The 14,363-nt window shown below is 61.5% G+C and carries 14 protein-coding genes and 1 tRNA gene; 13 read left to right on the forward strand and 2 right to left on the reverse strand.

Going from position 1 to position 14,363, the window contains the following annotated elements; all coding sequences use genetic code 11:
• Window positions 1-1,016: alpha/beta fold hydrolase (locus tag AADA04_RS02140; protein ID WP_340691585.1), on the reverse strand; the 1,016-nt coding region annotated here is incomplete at its 3' end.
• A gap of 158 nt (window positions 1,017-1,174) precedes the next feature.
• On the opposite strand from AADA04_RS02140, the gene AADA04_RS02145 reads away from it, so the two are divergent.
• The 13 genes from AADA04_RS02145 to AADA04_RS02205 all read left to right on the forward strand — a co-directional run bounded on the left by AADA04_RS02145 (window position 1,175) and on the right by AADA04_RS02205 (window position 14,054).
• Complete coding sequence (locus AADA04_RS02145) at window positions 1,175-1,609, forward strand: hypothetical protein (protein ID WP_340691586.1); 435 nt, start codon at window positions 1,175-1,177, stop codon at window positions 1,607-1,609.
• Window positions 1,606-2,814, forward strand: coding sequence for an LL-diaminopimelate aminotransferase (locus tag AADA04_RS02150; RefSeq protein WP_340691587.1), 1,209 nt, complete (start codon window positions 1,606-1,608; stop codon window positions 2,812-2,814). Before AADA04_RS02145 ends, AADA04_RS02150 begins: the two co-directional genes overlap by 4 nt.
• Before the next feature lie 101 nt (window positions 2,815-2,915).
• Complete coding sequence (locus AADA04_RS02155; RefSeq protein WP_340691588.1) at window positions 2,916-4,199, forward strand: homoserine dehydrogenase; 1,284 nt, start codon at window positions 2,916-2,918, stop codon at window positions 4,197-4,199.
• A gap of 54 nt (window positions 4,200-4,253) precedes the next feature.
• On the forward strand, window positions 4,254-5,207 hold the full coding sequence (gene glpX, locus AADA04_RS02160; protein WP_340691589.1) for a class II fructose-bisphosphatase: 954 nt from the start codon (window positions 4,254-4,256) through the stop codon (window positions 5,205-5,207).
• 81 nt (window positions 5,208-5,288) lie between these two features.
• Window positions 5,289-7,082: a single-stranded-DNA-specific exonuclease RecJ gene (gene recJ, locus AADA04_RS02165; RefSeq protein WP_340691590.1), complete on the forward strand. Its 1,794-nt coding sequence runs from the start codon at window positions 5,289-5,291 to the stop codon at window positions 7,080-7,082.
• A 79-nt stretch (window positions 7,083-7,161) separates the two neighbouring features.
• Window positions 7,162-7,236, forward strand: a tRNA-Glu gene (locus AADA04_RS02170).
• A gap of 123 nt (window positions 7,237-7,359) precedes the next feature.
• Window positions 7,360-7,884: a cold shock domain-containing protein gene (locus AADA04_RS02175; protein ID WP_340691591.1), complete on the forward strand. Its 525-nt coding sequence runs from the start codon at window positions 7,360-7,362 to the stop codon at window positions 7,882-7,884.
• Between the two features lie 63 nt (window positions 7,885-7,947).
• On the forward strand, window positions 7,948-8,403 hold the full coding sequence (locus tag AADA04_RS02180) for a DUF192 domain-containing protein (protein WP_340691592.1): 456 nt from the start codon (window positions 7,948-7,950) through the stop codon (window positions 8,401-8,403).
• Window positions 8,404-8,416: 13 nt separating this feature from the next.
• Window positions 8,417-8,830 carry a PaaI family thioesterase gene (locus tag AADA04_RS02185; protein ID WP_340691593.1) on the forward strand — a complete coding sequence of 138 codons (414 nt, stop codon included), beginning with the start codon at window positions 8,417-8,419 and terminating at the stop codon, window positions 8,828-8,830.
• 92 nt (window positions 8,831-8,922) lie between these two features.
• A complete protein-coding gene (locus AADA04_RS02190) occupies window positions 8,923-10,341 on the forward strand; it encodes a cytochrome ubiquinol oxidase subunit I (RefSeq protein WP_340691594.1) in 1,419 nt (472 codons plus the stop codon).
• Between the two features lie 10 nt (window positions 10,342-10,351).
• Window positions 10,352-11,401: a cytochrome d ubiquinol oxidase subunit II gene (cydB, locus tag AADA04_RS02195; RefSeq protein ID WP_340691595.1), complete on the forward strand. Its 1,050-nt coding sequence runs from the start codon at window positions 10,352-10,354 to the stop codon at window positions 11,399-11,401.
• Complete coding sequence (locus tag AADA04_RS02200) at window positions 11,394-11,552, forward strand: hypothetical protein (protein WP_340691596.1); 159 nt, start codon at window positions 11,394-11,396, stop codon at window positions 11,550-11,552. The genes cydB and AADA04_RS02200 overlap by 8 nt, the downstream gene beginning before the upstream one ends.
• Window positions 11,553-11,657: 105 nt before the next feature.
• On the forward strand, window positions 11,658-14,054 hold the full coding sequence (locus AADA04_RS02205) for a hypothetical protein (RefSeq protein WP_340691597.1): 2,397 nt from the start codon (window positions 11,658-11,660) through the stop codon (window positions 14,052-14,054).
• A gap of 21 nt (window positions 14,055-14,075) precedes the next feature.
• Here AADA04_RS02205 and AADA04_RS02210 read toward each other — a convergent pair.
• The coding region (locus AADA04_RS02210) for a hypothetical protein (protein WP_340691598.1) at window positions 14,076-14,363 on the reverse strand (288 nt) is incomplete at its 5' end.

Consider the following 14,363-nt stretch of genomic DNA (forward strand, 5'->3'; position numbering starts at 1 on the left):
GCAAAGAAGGTGGCTGATGCGACGCGATCGTCATCATGCGCGGCCATGTGCGCCAGCGTGCCCGACAGTAGCGTGCCGCCGATGCAATAGCCGACCGCATTCAGCTTCTTCGAACCCGACGCTTGAAGCGCGGCTTCGACGGCGGCGTAGACACCGTTCTTGCTGTAATCGTCCCAGGTATAATACTTGGTCACGTCGTCGGCCGAGCGCCACGAGACGACGAATACGGTCAGGCCCTTGTCGACCAGCCAGCGGATCATGGAATTTTCTTCGCGCAGGTCGAGGATGTAGAACTTGTTGATCCACGGCGGGAAGATCAGCAATGGCCGCGAATAGACAGTTTCCTGCGTCGGTGAATACTGGATCAGTTCGATCAGGTCATTGCGGAACACGACTTGTCCCGGCGCCGTGGCAATGTTCTTGCCGATCTCGAAAGGCGTCTCGTCCGTCTGGCTGATATGCAGCTTTCCGCCAGCCTTCTTGACGTCGGCACGGGCGAGGCGAATGCCATTCAGCACGGTCTCGCCGCCGCTCTCGAGGAAGGCCCGCAAGGCCTGCGGGTTGGTGCCGAGATAATTGGTCGGCGACATGATATCAGTCAGCTGCTGGGTGAAGAACTTGGCGCGCAGGTGGATATTGTCCGGCAAGTCCGGCGCATGGTCTGCCAGGCCCATCAGCCAGTTCTTGTTCACGTCATAGGCTTTGCGGATGAATTTGAATCCGGGATTGGACTGCCATTCCGGATCGGCAAAGCGCTTGTCGGTTTCTTTCGGCGGCTCGGTGCCGACCACTTCTGTGGCCATTTCCTGCCACAGGTTCATCCAGCCCTTCATCAATTCCAGGTTGGCGTTCATCAGGGCCATCGGGTTCTTGGCGAGGCTCGTGCCGACGGCGCGGAAGGCTTCACCAGCGCCCATCGGGTCGCCTTGCGACATAGTGCCGACCGGTCCCGACCCCATCAATACGTCGCTGATCAGTGACTGCGATTCCGTATTGGCCAGCGCAAGCGTTGTCATTAACACCTGCATTTGCAACGGATTTTGCTCTGCAATCAGGGAGCCAAGCGAGGGAAGTGCAGCTTTTTCTGTGTTTTTGCTGCTCATTGGTCCCAATATCGCCTGTTTGTTGATGCGTTACTATTCATCAGAATGTTTGTGATTTAATGAGTTTATACATGAAAAACACGGTGATTCCCCTCTTAGGCGTGTCATGCCTGCTATTAGTAGGGTGCACCAACTCGTTCACGAAGGTCCGCGACGCCGTCAATCAGGCGCCGGACTGGTACGAGACCCGTCGTCAGGAGATCCGCGGCGAGGGGTATCCGGAACTGGTTGAAGTTCCCACGATCGCCCCCGGTGAATTGCCCGGCAAGACTCTGCCTGCTTCAGCCAAGCGCGTGTCCGCGCTGGCGGCGCAATTTGCTGAAACGGCGCGAGCGGAATTGCCGGCCAATGGGCCGGCCGAAATCGCTGCCGTCGGGGATGAGATCCGCCAGCAATTTGCTGGCCTGGACGAGACCTCGAATTTTCTTACTGACGCCGAGATCGCTGCAATCAGGAACAGCTTCAATGTCCCGCGCGTCACCCAAGGTCTGAAAGGCCAGAGATGAACACCGAATTTCACAAGATCAGGCGCCTTCCTCCATACGTTTTCGAGCAAGTGAACAGGAGCAAGGCAGCCCTCCGCGCGGAAGGTGCCGACATTATCGATCTCGGCATGGGCAACCCGGACATGCCGACGCCGAAGCACATTGTCGATAAATTGGTCGAGACCGCCCGCAGGCCCGACGTGAACGGGTATTCTGCCTCGCGCGGCATTCCGGGGCTGCGCCGCGCCGTAACCGACTATTACAAACGCCGTTTCGACGTGACGCTCGACAAGAACAAGGAAGTCATCGTTACGCTTGGTTCCAAGGAGGGGTTCGCCAACCTTGCACAGGCCATCTCCGCGCCCGGCGACGTCATCCTGTCGCCTGACCCGTCCTATCCCCTGCATTCGTTCGGCTTCATCATTGCCGGCGCCTCGATCCGAGCCGTACCGGCGCCGTCGCCGGAGGACTATCTTCGCAACCTTGAAAAGGCCGTGAAACACTGCGTGCCGCCGCCAACCGCCATGGTGCTCTGCTATCCGTCGAACCCGACGGCCGAAGTGTGCGACCTCGAATTCTACAAGGACGCCGTCAAGTTCGCGAAGAAGCACGATCTCTGGATTCTGTCGGACCTCGCCTATAATGAAATCTATTTCGAGGAGCCGACACCCTCGATCCTTCAGGTCGATGGCGCCAAGGACATCGCGGTCGAATTCACGACCATGTCCAAGACCTATTCCATGGCCGGCTGGCGCATGGGCTTCGTCGCAGGCAACGAGACGCTGATCTCGGCGCTCGCGCGGGTCAAATCCTATCTCGATTATGGTGCCTACACGCCAATCCAGGTGGCTGCCGTGGCCGCGCTCGACGGCCCGCAGGATTGCGTCGACGAGTTCCGCCAGATCTACAAGCAACGCCGCGACGTTCTGGTCGAAAGCTTCGGTCGGGCAGGGTGGGCCATCCCGAGCCCGAAAGCGTCCATGTTTGCTTGGGCACCAATTCCGGAACCCCTGCGCCATCTGGGGAGCCTCGAATTCTCGCTCATGCTCATGAACGAAGCGCACGTGGCCGTGGCGCCGGGCGCCGGTTTCGGCGAGCATGGTGACGGCCATGTCCGCATCGCCCTTGTCGAGAACGAACAGCGCATCCGTCAGGCCGCGCGCAACATTCGCAAGTTCATGTCCCGGCATGGCGTCAAGGAACTCTCGGCTACCGCAGCCGAGTAAACCGGGGCCACGGCGCCGTCCGCTGCAATTCCCCCCTTAGGCCCTTCGCTTTTGGTGCCAACTGGTCTATCCACCGCCCGATATGAACCGGAGGGCCATTCGTGGGGCCATTGAAAATAGGAATTGCAGGACTCGGCCATGTCGGCTGTGGATTGATTGAACTGGTTGAGCGCCAGGATAAATTGCGCTTGCCCGGAAAGGTCGAAATCACAGGCGTCAGCGCCCGTAGTAAAAGCCGAAACCGGCCTGTCGATACGGACAAGTATCGCTGGTTCGACGACGCAGCGACGCTCGCTGAGGATGCTGATGTCGATGTCTTCATCGAACTCATCGGCGGATCCGACGGCCCGGCCAAGTTCGCGGTCGAAAGCGCCCTCAAGGCGGGAAAGCACGTTGTCACGGCCAACAAGGCCCTGATGGCCAAGCACGGCATGGCGCTCGCGGCTCTCGCCGAGGAAAAGGGTGTCGACCTCCTGTTCGAAGCCGCCGTCGCTGGCGGCATTCCCGTTGTGCGCGTCCTGCGCGACAGCCTCGCTGGCGTCGAGATCAAGCGCGTCGCGGGCATTCTCAATGGCACCTGCAACTTCCTGACAACAACGATGCTGGAAACCGAGCGGTCCTATGATGAGGTTCTCGCCGAGGCCCAGAAGCTTGGCTATGCCGAAGCCGACCCGGCGCTCGACGTGTCCGGCATGGACGCCGCTCACAAGGCCGCGATCCTGTCGGCCATTGCCTTTTCCGCCGATCTCGACTTTTCCAAGGTCAGCGTTTCGGGTGTCGATGGAATTGACCTGCTCGACCTGAAACTCGCCGATCGCCTCGGCCTGCGCATCAAGCTTATCGCCGAAGGCGTGCTCACCGAGAACGGTGTCGTCTGCCGCGTCGAACCGATGGCCTTGTCGGCCAACCACCCGCTCGCGCGCGTCAATGGCTCGCTCAACACGGTCCGTATCGAAGGCGACCCGGTGGGCGCCATCACGCTGACCGGTCCCGGCGCCGGAGCCGGGCCTACCGCCAGCGCGGTCATGGGCGACGTCGCCAAGCTCTTTCGCCCCGCGATCCGCCCTGCCTTTGGCCGCGCAGAGCACCATGTGGAGCGTCCCTTCGTGGCCGCGACAGGCGACGAGATATCGGCTTTCTTCCTGCGTGTCCGCCTCGCCGACAAGCCTGGCGCATTGGCCGCCCTCACCGAAGCGCTTGCCGCAGAAGGCGTGTCCGTGAACCAGCTGCTGCAGGATTCGGCTGACGAATCCGGCGCCAGCCCGGTGGCCATTGTCACGCACCGGTGCGCGCGCTCGCACATGATGGCAGCCCTCGCGAGACTTGCGAAACTGACCGTGCTAATGGACGCGCCGCGCCTGATCCGAATCGAAACGGCAAGCTAATTGCTCTAACAAATCATGCTACATTTGGAAAAGCACGACAGGGGATAAAAAGCCATGAAAAACAATGTTCTAACACCGGGTCTTGCCGATGCAATGGTCCGTGTGACCGAACTCGCTGCCATAGCGGCGGCCAAGGAAGTCGGCCGCGGCGACGAAAAGAAGGCAGATGCTGCAGCAGTTGATGCGATGCGCACGGCCTTCAATGCCGTCGATTTCAAGGGCCGCGTCGTTATTGGCGAAGGCGAACGCGATGAAGCGCCGATGCTCTATATCGGCGAGGAAGTCGGCACCAATAACGGACCCGAGATCGACATTGCGCTCGATCCGCTCGAAGGCACGACGCTGACCGCCAAGGCGATGGCCAATGCTCTCGCCGTCCTGGCCATCGCCCCGCGCGGCGGCCTGCTGCACGCACCTGACACCTATATGGACAAGGTCGCCGTCGGCCCGGGCTATCCTGAAGGCATTATCAGCCTCGATGCGACCCCGGCCGAGAACATCACCGCGCTCGCCAAGCACAAGGGTGTGCCCGTCTCGGAAATGACCGCCTGCGTGCTCGACCGCCCGCGCCATGAAGAGATCATTGCCAGCCTGCGCGGCGTCGGCGCCCGTATCGCCCTGATCACCGACGGTGACGTCGCCGGCATCATCGCCACGACCGATCCGCAGACCGGCATAGATTTCTATGTCGGCTCCGGCGGCGCGCCCGAAGGCGTTCTCGCGGCAGCGGCCCTGAAATGCGTCGGCGGCCAGATGTATGCCCGTCTCGTCTTCCGCAATGATGACGAGAAAAAGCGTGCGACCCGCGTCGGCATCACCGATTTCGGCCGCACCTATTCGCTCAACGAGCTGGCGTCCGGCGAAACAGTGTTCTGTGCCACCGGCGTCACCAATGGCAGCCTGCTCGATGGCGTGAAGCACGGCACTGGCCGCGTCCACACCCACACGCTGGTCATGACCTCCACTGACGGCATGGTCCGTCACGTCCGTTCCGACCGTAAGGTCTGAGCACAGCACAGGCAGGTCACAGCCGCCGATTTCTAGGTTAGGATGAGCTTCCCGATTCTCTGAGAGGAAGCTCATCCCGCCATGGCCCAAGCTGCGCGCCAGACCAGTTCCCGTCTTTTCGAAGTGGACCAGTCCGCCACGGGCCGGTTCTGGACGCTCGCGGAGGCCGACGAGGCGCTTGTCCGGCGCCTTGCCCCCAGTGTCGGCGGGTCAGACCTCCTCGCCCGGCTCCTGGCTTCGCGCGGCGTCGATCCCGCCGAGGCTGCCAGCTACCTCGCTCCGACACTGCGCGACTATTTTCCGAACCCGTCCAGCTTTGCCGATATGGACAAGGCCGCGGACATCATCCTCGACGCCATACTTGAAAAAAAGCGCGTTACGGTCTTTGCCGACTATGATGTCGATGGTGGTACGTCCTCGGCAATTCTCGCCCGCTATTTCCGTGCCTGGGGGCAGGATCTCGGCCTCTACGTGCCGGACCGGCTTGAGGAGGGCTACGGACCGTCGCCCGCCGCCTTCCGTCACCTCAAGGACACCGGGTCCGACCTTGTCATCACCGTCGACTGCGGCGCCGCTGCGACGCTCGCCCTGAACGAGGCCGAGGCCATTGGTCTGCCGGTCGTTGTCATCGACCACCACCTCATGTCGGGCGAACATCCTCCCTCGGCGGCTCTCGTGAACCCCAACCGGCCCGACGATACGTCCGGCTGCGGCCACCTTGCTGCCGCTGGCGTCGTTTTCGTCTTCGTTGCCGCTCTCAATCGGCTGGCCCGCCAACGCGGCATCGCGCCGGATGGCGGCCTGCCGGACATCATGCCGTTTCTCGATCTCTGCGCCCTCGGCACCCTATGCGACATGGCTCCGCTGCACGGCGTCAATCGCGCCTTCGTGCGCCAGGGTCTCACCACCATGGCCCGCGACCAGAACCCGGGCCTTCGCGCGCTCGCGGACGTCGCCGGTATCGGCAAGACCGAAACCGTCTATCACGCCACCTTCATGCTGGGCCCGCGCCTCAATGCGGGCGGCCGGGTCGGTGACCCGTGGATCGCCGCCAGGCTCCTCGCCACCGATGACCGGCAGGAAGCCGTCGAACTCGCCGAACGCCTCCATGCGCTCAACGAGGAGCGCAAGGCTGTCGAGAGCGCCATCCTCGACCTCGCCATGGCGCAGGCCGAACAGGCGCTGGCACGCAATCCCGAGCGCGGCATCCTCATTGCCAGCGGCGAGGGCTGGCATCCCGGCGTCATCGGCATCGTCGCCGGGCGCCTCAAGGAGCGCTACCACCTGCCCAGCATCGTTATTGGCTGGGGGCAGGGGCTTGGCCCCGTGGCCAAGGGGTCTGGTCGCTCCGTGACGGGCGTGAATATCGGCGAGGCCATCACCATGGCCGCGCGCGAAGGCATCATACTCTCCGGTGGCGGGCATGCCATGGCGGGCGGCCTCAGCCTCGAGCCCGAACAGATCCCTGCTTTCGACGCATGGATGGTTGCGCACATGGCGCAATTCTCGGCCGAGCGCACGGCGGCGCTGGAACTCCGGATCGATGCCGTGCTGGCGCCGGGGGCCGCCAGTCCGGCCCTTGTCGACCAGGTTGCCCAGATCGGCCCGTTCGGCATCGGCTCACCTGAACCGGTGTTTGCGCTGCAATCTGTCCATGTCACGGGCGTTCGGCAGGTGGGCGTCAACCATGTCCGCTTCATCGCCGAAGACGCAGGCGGACGTCTCGAATGCATCGCCTGGCGCGCGGCCGACACGCCACTTGGTCAGGTTCTGACAAACGGAGCCCGCGTTCATCTCACCGGGAAACTCAAGGCAGACGAGTGGAATGGGCGCCGCCGGGTGCAGTTGGACGTGGCCGACGCAGCCGCCGACTGAACATTCTGCATAAGAGGATGCATCTCGGGTTGCCCTCACTAGAAACAGCCGCTATATCGCCACTTCTCAAAACCGGTGCGGTCCCTTCGTCTATCGGTTAGGACGTCAGGTTTTCAACCTGAAAAGAGGGGTTCGACTCCCCTAGGGACTGCCAGGTTTTTCTTCCCGCAATCAAAGGCTTGATCCGCGAAGCCCGAACTTTACGGCTTTTGGTGTGAAGATCGCGTGACAAGCGCGCTCTCACATTTTAGGTTACTTCCTTGGGGAATTTGGGTTGATGACGAGAGCTGTGGCAAAATCCGAATCAGACATGCCAGGTGCTGAGCCCGTGGTGCGCGTGATCGGCCGTGTGAAATGGTTCGACGGTGCCAAGGGCTATGGATTCATCGTTGCAGAATCCACATCCGACGCCTCGCTTGAGGGCGATGTCATGCTGCACGTTTCCTGTCTGCGCGATTATGGCGAGACCTATGCCGACGAAGACGCCCGCATTGTCTGCGATGCAGTCAAGCGCGAGCGCGGCTGGCAGACCGCCCATATCATCGAAATGGAGCGGCCGCGCGCCGCCGTCGCGCGCGAGACGGGCGAGGAGCCCGACTACACACCTGTGACGCTGAAATGGTTCAACCGGACGCGCGGATACGGCTTTGTGCATCGTGACGGTGTCGAGATCGACATCTTCGTGCACGCCGTGATCCTGAAAAAAGCGGGCTATGACGATATCGAACCGGGCACCCTCCTGGACGTCGTCATCGAGAACGGATCCAAGGGCGAACATGTCACGTTCGTAAAACCCGGCTGAGGGCTGGCCGCTGAGCAGCAAGAGCGCTTGCCGACCCCCGAATGCGCGGCTAAACCACATCGCATGACCCGATTAATCGCCAGCCTTTTCGCCGCCGCGTTTTTCCTTGTTCAGGGCGCCTTTGCCCAGCTGGAAACCAGCCCGCTCGTCATCGATACCGGTGACTCCGTCCATCGTTTCACGGTCGAACTGGCCGATGATGCCGACGAGATCCGCACCGGCATGATGAACCGCACGGAAATGGCGCCGAATGCCGGCATGTTGTTCGATTTCGGCCAGCCCCGCGAAGCCAGCATGTGGATGAAAAACACGCTGATCCCGCTGGACATGCTGTTTGTCGCGCCGGACGGCAAGGTGATTGCCATCGCCCGCAACGCCGTTCCCGGCTCGCTGCGCACGATCAGTCCCGGCGTTCCGGTCAAGGCCGTTCTCGAACTGAACGGCGGTCGCTGCGAAGCCCTCGGCATCGAGCCGGGTGATATCGTCCAGCACGCCCTGTTTGGAAACGTTGCCGAATGATCCGCAAGGCGTCATGAACCCGCCTCCACCGGGATTCGCGCCGACTCCGTCGCGCGGCAAGTTCACCTTGCATAACGGGCCCACGTACCGGGCCACGGGTGAAGGCGACATCCGCACCGGCATGTGGGTGCTCGACCGTCACTGCAACGGCATGGGTTTCCTGCATGGCGGCATGATTTCGGCTTTCTCCGACAGCGCCCTCGCCTGGGCCGTCTGGAGTTCCACCGGCCGCATGTCCGTCACCATCAAGCTGACCCTCGAATTCATGGACATCGTGCCCGAGGGCACATGGCTAGAAGCCCACCCCGAAGTCACTGCCGTGGATGGCGATCTCGTGCATGTCCGGGCCCGCCTCGTGAAAGCCAATGGCCATCTTGCGGCGCGGGCCGATGCCGTGTTTCGCTCCCTGCGGCGGCGCACCACATGAGGCAGGTTGGCGCGCGACAAAGCTGAGCGCGCACGCCAGCGCGAATTATGGTATCCGACTCAGGATGAATCATTCCTGGGGATATGACACCAATGGAATTTGACGCCCTTCTCCTGTCGCGAATCCAGTTCGCCTTCGTCATCGCCTTTCACATCATGTTCCCGGCCTTCACGATCGGGCTGGCGGCGTTTCTCGCCGTCTGCGAAGGCCTCTGGCTGAAAACCGGCAACGAGGTCTTCAAGCGCCTCTACCTGCATTGGGTGAAGATCTTCGCGCTCGCCTTCGCCATGGGCGTCGTCACCGGTGTGGCCATGAGCTACCAGTTCGGCACGAACTGGAGCGTCTTTTCGGAACTCACCGGCAGCATAATGGGACCGCTGCTCGGCTATGAGGTGCTCACCGCCTTCTTCCTCGAGGCGACATTCCTCGGTGTGATGCTGTTCGGCTGGAACAAGGTCGGTCGCAAGCTTCACTTCGTCGCCACCTGCGCCGTCGCTGTCGGCACGACCATATCGGCTTTCTGGATCCTGTCGGCCAATAGCTGGATGCAGACGCCCGACGGCTATGCCGTCGACCCCGTGACAGGTGCATTCTACGCAACCGACTGGATGAAGGTCGTCTTCACGCCCAGCTTCCCCACGCGCCTCGTCCACATGCTGCTCGCCGCTTACATCACCACGGCGGCCGTCGTCATGGCCGCCGGTGCCTGGCAGGTCATCAATGGCCGCATCACCACCCCGACGCGCTGGCAGATGCGCATGGCGGCCGGCACGCTCACCCTCCTGATGCCGCTGCAGATTATCGCTGGTCACCAGTCCGGCGAGGTCGCGCACCAATACCAGCCCGCCAAGATCGCCGCCGCCGAAGGCTGGTGCGAAAGCGCGCCTGTCCAGGGCACCATGCTGATTGCATGGCCCTCGGATACAGAATGCGGCCATACCGGCATCACAATCCCTGGCACCAGTCCCTACCTGTTCGCCAACGCGCCCAAGGGTGAAGACCTGAAAGGGCTCGATGCTTTCGCACCGGAAGACACGCCGCCGCTCTGGCTCGTCTTCTATGGCTTCCGCATCATGGTCGGCGCGGGACTTGTCATGCTCGGTATCGGTGTCTGGGGTTGCTTCCTCTGGTGGCGCGGCGGGCTCGACAAGAAGGGTCTGTTCCACTGGCTCGCGGTTCCCAGCGGCGCGCTCGGCTTCGTTGCCGTGATAACCGGCTGGATCGTCGCCGAAGTGGGCCGCCAGCCCTACACGGTCTACGGCGCGCTGCGCACGGTCGACAGCGTCTCGCCCGTCTCTACGGCGCAGGTCGCCACGTCACTGCTGGTTTTCATGGTCACCTATGCGATCATTTTCACCGCTGGCACCGTCTACATGGCGCGCATCGCCACGCGCGGCTTTGACGACGATCCGATGGGCAAGCCCACACGCGAACGGCGCGCGCCCGGCTCGCCCCTCGGCGCCGTCGACGATCCCGCCGAGACCGGCGAAGACATTGTAGCGGCGGACTAGGAGAGAACAGATGGCACTCGACCTTCCACTGATCTGGGGCTTCATTCTCGCTGTCGGGGTCTTCATGTATGTCCTGCTCGACGGCTTTGACCTCGGCATTGGCATGCTCACCTTCGTCGCCCGCAGCGATGAAGAGCGCAACATGATGACCGCCACGATCGAACCCGTCTGGGACGGCAACGAGACATGGCTCATCATCGGCGGGGGCGGGCTGTTTGCGGCGTTCCCCACGGCCTATGCCATCATCATGCCGGCCTTTTACCTGCCGGTCCTGATCATGCTGGCCGCGCTGATCTTCCGCGGTGTCGCCTTCGAATTCCGCCACAAGGCCGTGCGCCCGACGACGCAGAAATTCTGGAACGGTGCCTTCTTCGGCGGTTCCGCCATCGCCGCCCTGTCGCAGGGCCTGATGCTGGGCGGCATGATCCAGGGCATCACTGTCGAGGGCGGCGCCTTTGCGGGTGGTGCCTTTGACTGGCTGACGCCTTTCTCGGTGCTCGTCGGCATTTCCGTCATCATCGGCTACCTGATGCTCGGCGCCTGCTGGCTCGTGCTGAAGACGGAAGGCGAACTGTTCCAGCGCGCCCGCAAATGGGCTCGCACCGCGTTGGCCGGTGTCGCCATCTGCTTCCTCGCCGTCAGCCTTGCCACGCTCGCCATCGACCCTTCGGTCGGCGAACGCTGGGGATTCTCGATGACGCATATCGATTTTGCGCGGCTCCTGCCACTGTCACCGGTTCCGCTGGCGGGCATGTTCTTCTGCGCATGGCTCTGGCGTGACCTCTCGATGCCGACCGGCCAGGGGGATGCGCCGGACTGGCGGCCCTACCTGCTCGCCGTCGGCATCTTCCTCAGCGGCTATATCGGCCTCGGGCTCAGCCTCTACCCCTATATCGTTCCATTCGAGTTCACGATCTGGGAAGCGGCGGCTCGGGAAAATTCCCTGTCTTTCCTGCTGGTCGGAGCGGCAATCATGCTGCCAATCATCCTTCTGTATACGGCTTATGTCTACTCGCTCTTCTGGGGCAAGGTGAAGCCCGGCGATGGCTACCATGCCTGACCCCGTCTTCCGCCCGGCCGAACCTCTGCCGGACGGCGAACCAGAAGGCCCGCTCGGCAAACGCCTTGCCTGGTTCGTCGGTATCGCGCTCGTGTCCATGCTGGCTGTCGCGGCCGTCGCCTATGCCATGAGAGCACTGCTGTTCCTCTAAGAGCGCAGCACACGCCGATTGAGGGCGTGCCAATACTATCGATTGCCATTCTTGCCGCGCCGGACCAGTCTCTAGACAGCCAGCCAGGGTGAAGGGGACGCGTAGATGCCGAAACGGAACAGTGACACCGAAATCGCAGCATTTTTCGGAACGTCCACCAGCATTTTGCGAGGATTGCTTGCGGCAATGGTCGTCTGGACCATCGGGCAAGGAATCGCCACCGCCAAGGAAAAGACAGTCCCGTGGCCGACGACAGAATTTGTTGTCATCCTGGAAAGTCCCTATCTCAACGATCTGCAGCGCGCTGCCATTGCTGCCATAGGTGTTCTGGATAACCAGACCGGTCTCGTGGACGAGGCGATGCAGCCGCATATTGAGAAGATCGAGGCCTATCTCCACGAGGTCGCCCTCGAATACCAGCGCATGGATTTCAAACCACCAGCGCTTCCGATTGTTGACGGGCGTTATCAGGTTAATCTCTACCCCTTTGAATCTGGATATGGCGCGCCTGCACGTGTGAAATGCGAAAACCCGACTTTCTTGGAAATTGACCTGGATGCAGTCATCCAATGGGGAAAATGGGACGACCGTCTGTATGAGCATCTGGCGCATGAGCTCTTCCATGCCATTGTTGATTCCTATGATCATTGCGACATAGATATCAATCGGTTCTTCACGGAGGGGATCGCGGAGGCCATCGGCATCGATATGTCTTTCAAGCTGCGCGGACAGGAGCGACCGCGCGTTAACTACGATCGTTGGGGAGTCAGACGATACGATCTTCCGTTGCAACTTCCGAAAGACAAGAATGATGCATACAGAACACAATCGTTCTGGCGTTACCTGGGCGAGCATGTCGCGGCGAAGGCCCAGCAAAAGACTGCGAGCGTCAATGAAATTCCGGCTGACTACTCATATTTGCACACGATCATGCTGGCACCCCTGTCATCGGGAGACGACAAGGCAGTGCTGCGTTGGCTCGATACCGGCCTGAAAGCCGCAATCAACCAGCCGCTGGACCGTGAATACGCGTTCTTCCTGTCGACCTTCGCCGGATATGGTGAGGGACGTTACACAAGCACGACCCGGACGCCGGATGAGGTCAAGGCGCTGGCGCAGGATGAAATGTTCAACCAGTGCCAAACATTGTCTCTCGATGCACAACCGGCAGGCGTGTCCTCAAGCCTGAACATACTGCCTCTTGCGGGCGAATGCATCAGGATTGATGGGGGCGATGTCAACCGCCCGGAAGCCCTCACACTGGTCATCCAGATGGTTGCCGACTCCGCGCAGCAGCTACATCAGATTTGGCTCGGTGTGGCCGGGGATCAGAAAACATCGAAGCGCCTCGCGGCGGCGGGTATGACAGCAACAGGCAAGCACTATGCCCGTTGGCATGTTGACCTGCTGCCCGAGCAGGAGATGACGCTGATCGCCACAAATATAAATGCCACTCCGTGGAGTACGACCCCTTTCATCGGTGAGGTATCCATCTTCTCGACAACCGGACTGGCCAACAGCACGTTCGTCGGGCCGCTGCCATCTGCATCCACGCCGCCCGTGCCAAGCCGCACGGGTGATTCCAGAAACAAGCAAGCCGCTCGGAAGCTGACGTTCAATGGCCCATCAGCGACCCGGGTCGAGATTGATGCGATTGATCGCAACATCAACATCTCGTTGCACGCCACGCCCGACATCCTGAATGCTCTGTCGGGCATCAATGCAGAAGGGGGTGAGCTGGAGCATCTGATAACCAAGGGCGAGATATTGAATGAAACGCTAGCCGATATGAACAGCGCTTTCTCCAACCTGTCGGCCCTCGAAAAAAGCATGCCGGGAACAACGATCGACATCGGTGTTCCTTATTTCGACTATGGTTTCACCGGCACGCTCCCCGGCGCGCGCATCTCAACGAACAATTATGACGGCGGACATCTTTACGCTGTTGGTCCAAAAGACGCGCTGCCCGGCGGGCAGCGCGAATTCAAGCCGTCGGGAACCGTCACGATCATCCAGTATTCGCCGACCATCCTTGAGGGGCGTTTCGTCGCAAACTTCGCCGATCCCAACGCGTTGACGCCGAAGCAGATGCAGGAATCCCAGCCGACACTGGATATTGTCGGCACCATTAATGGCTATTTCCGCATTGCTGCGCCGTGGCAGGGCGACAACCGCTACGAACCGGACCTGTCCGTGCCGCCAATGGCAGACATGCGCTATGATCTGATGGCGCGGATGCCCGCCGGTCAGGAAGACCTCGTCGATGCTGTGCTGGAAGCGGCCGAGGAAGCGAGAAGGACGGGGCGTGACCCTGACCTTTCATCGATCGCCGCTTCGCACGGGACGGCGCGCGCCAACTGTGATTGTTCGTGCTCCGGAATGCAGAAGCTTGAAGCCATGGGTGAAGCGATCGACCAGGCCAGCCGCGCACCGACGCCAGCCGAACTGGCGATGGCAAAATGCGGCCTGACCTGCATGGCCGAATACCAGCGTTGCGAATAGAGCTCCGTCAACTCTATCGGGTCACGCCGTCGGCTTGAACAACCGCCGCGCGCCCATCCAGTCAGATACGGTCTTTACCGCTGCAGGCAACAGGTCGGGCCGCTCGATATAATAGTGATCGGCGTCCTTGATCGTCACCATCTGCTTGTCTTCCGAGCCGACGGCCTCGAACAGGCGCTGCGCATGGCTTGGCGTGCAGGCCAAGTCGGCTGAGTTGCTGATGACGAGCACAGGGCAGGAGACGCGTGAGGCATTGCCCGTGCCGTCCGCCCGGCTCTTGTCATAGCTCCACTGCGACAGCCATGAGCG

This window comes from Hyphomonas sp. (assembly GCF_037969335.1).
In the GTDB taxonomy this organism is placed as follows: domain Bacteria; phylum Pseudomonadota; class Alphaproteobacteria; order Caulobacterales; family Hyphomonadaceae; genus Hyphomonas.

Excerpts from the sequence above, each read along its gene's own strand:
- AADA04_RS02185 (WP_340691593.1), top strand. The coding sequence starts at position 8,417 with ATGAACCCGCCTCCACCGGGATTCGCGCCGACTCCGTCGCGCGGCAAG.
- recJ (WP_340691590.1), top strand. The coding sequence starts at position 5,289 with ATGGCCCAAGCTGCGCGCCAGACCAGTTCCCGTCTTTTCGAAGTGGAC.
- cydB (WP_340691595.1), top strand. The coding sequence starts at position 10,352 with ATGGCACTCGACCTTCCACTGATCTGGGGCTTCATTCTCGCTGTCGGG.
- AADA04_RS02200 (WP_340691596.1), top strand. The coding sequence starts at position 11,394 with ATGCCTGACCCCGTCTTCCGCCCGGCCGAACCTCTGCCGGACGGCGAA.
- AADA04_RS02190 (WP_340691594.1), top strand. The coding sequence starts at position 8,923 with ATGGAATTTGACGCCCTTCTCCTGTCGCGAATCCAGTTCGCCTTCGTC.
- AADA04_RS02175 (WP_340691591.1), top strand. The coding sequence starts at position 7,360 with ATGACGAGAGCTGTGGCAAAATCCGAATCAGACATGCCAGGTGCTGAG.
- AADA04_RS02145 (WP_340691586.1), top strand. The coding sequence starts at position 1,175 with ATGAAAAACACGGTGATTCCCCTCTTAGGCGTGTCATGCCTGCTATTA.
- AADA04_RS02150 (WP_340691587.1), top strand. The coding sequence starts at position 1,606 with ATGAACACCGAATTTCACAAGATCAGGCGCCTTCCTCCATACGTTTTC.
- AADA04_RS02180 (WP_340691592.1), top strand. The coding sequence starts at position 7,948 with ATGACCCGATTAATCGCCAGCCTTTTCGCCGCCGCGTTTTTCCTTGTT.
- AADA04_RS02205 (WP_340691597.1), top strand. The coding sequence starts at position 11,658 with ATGCCGAAACGGAACAGTGACACCGAAATCGCAGCATTTTTCGGAACG.
- glpX (WP_340691589.1), top strand. The coding sequence starts at position 4,254 with ATGAAAAACAATGTTCTAACACCGGGTCTTGCCGATGCAATGGTCCGT.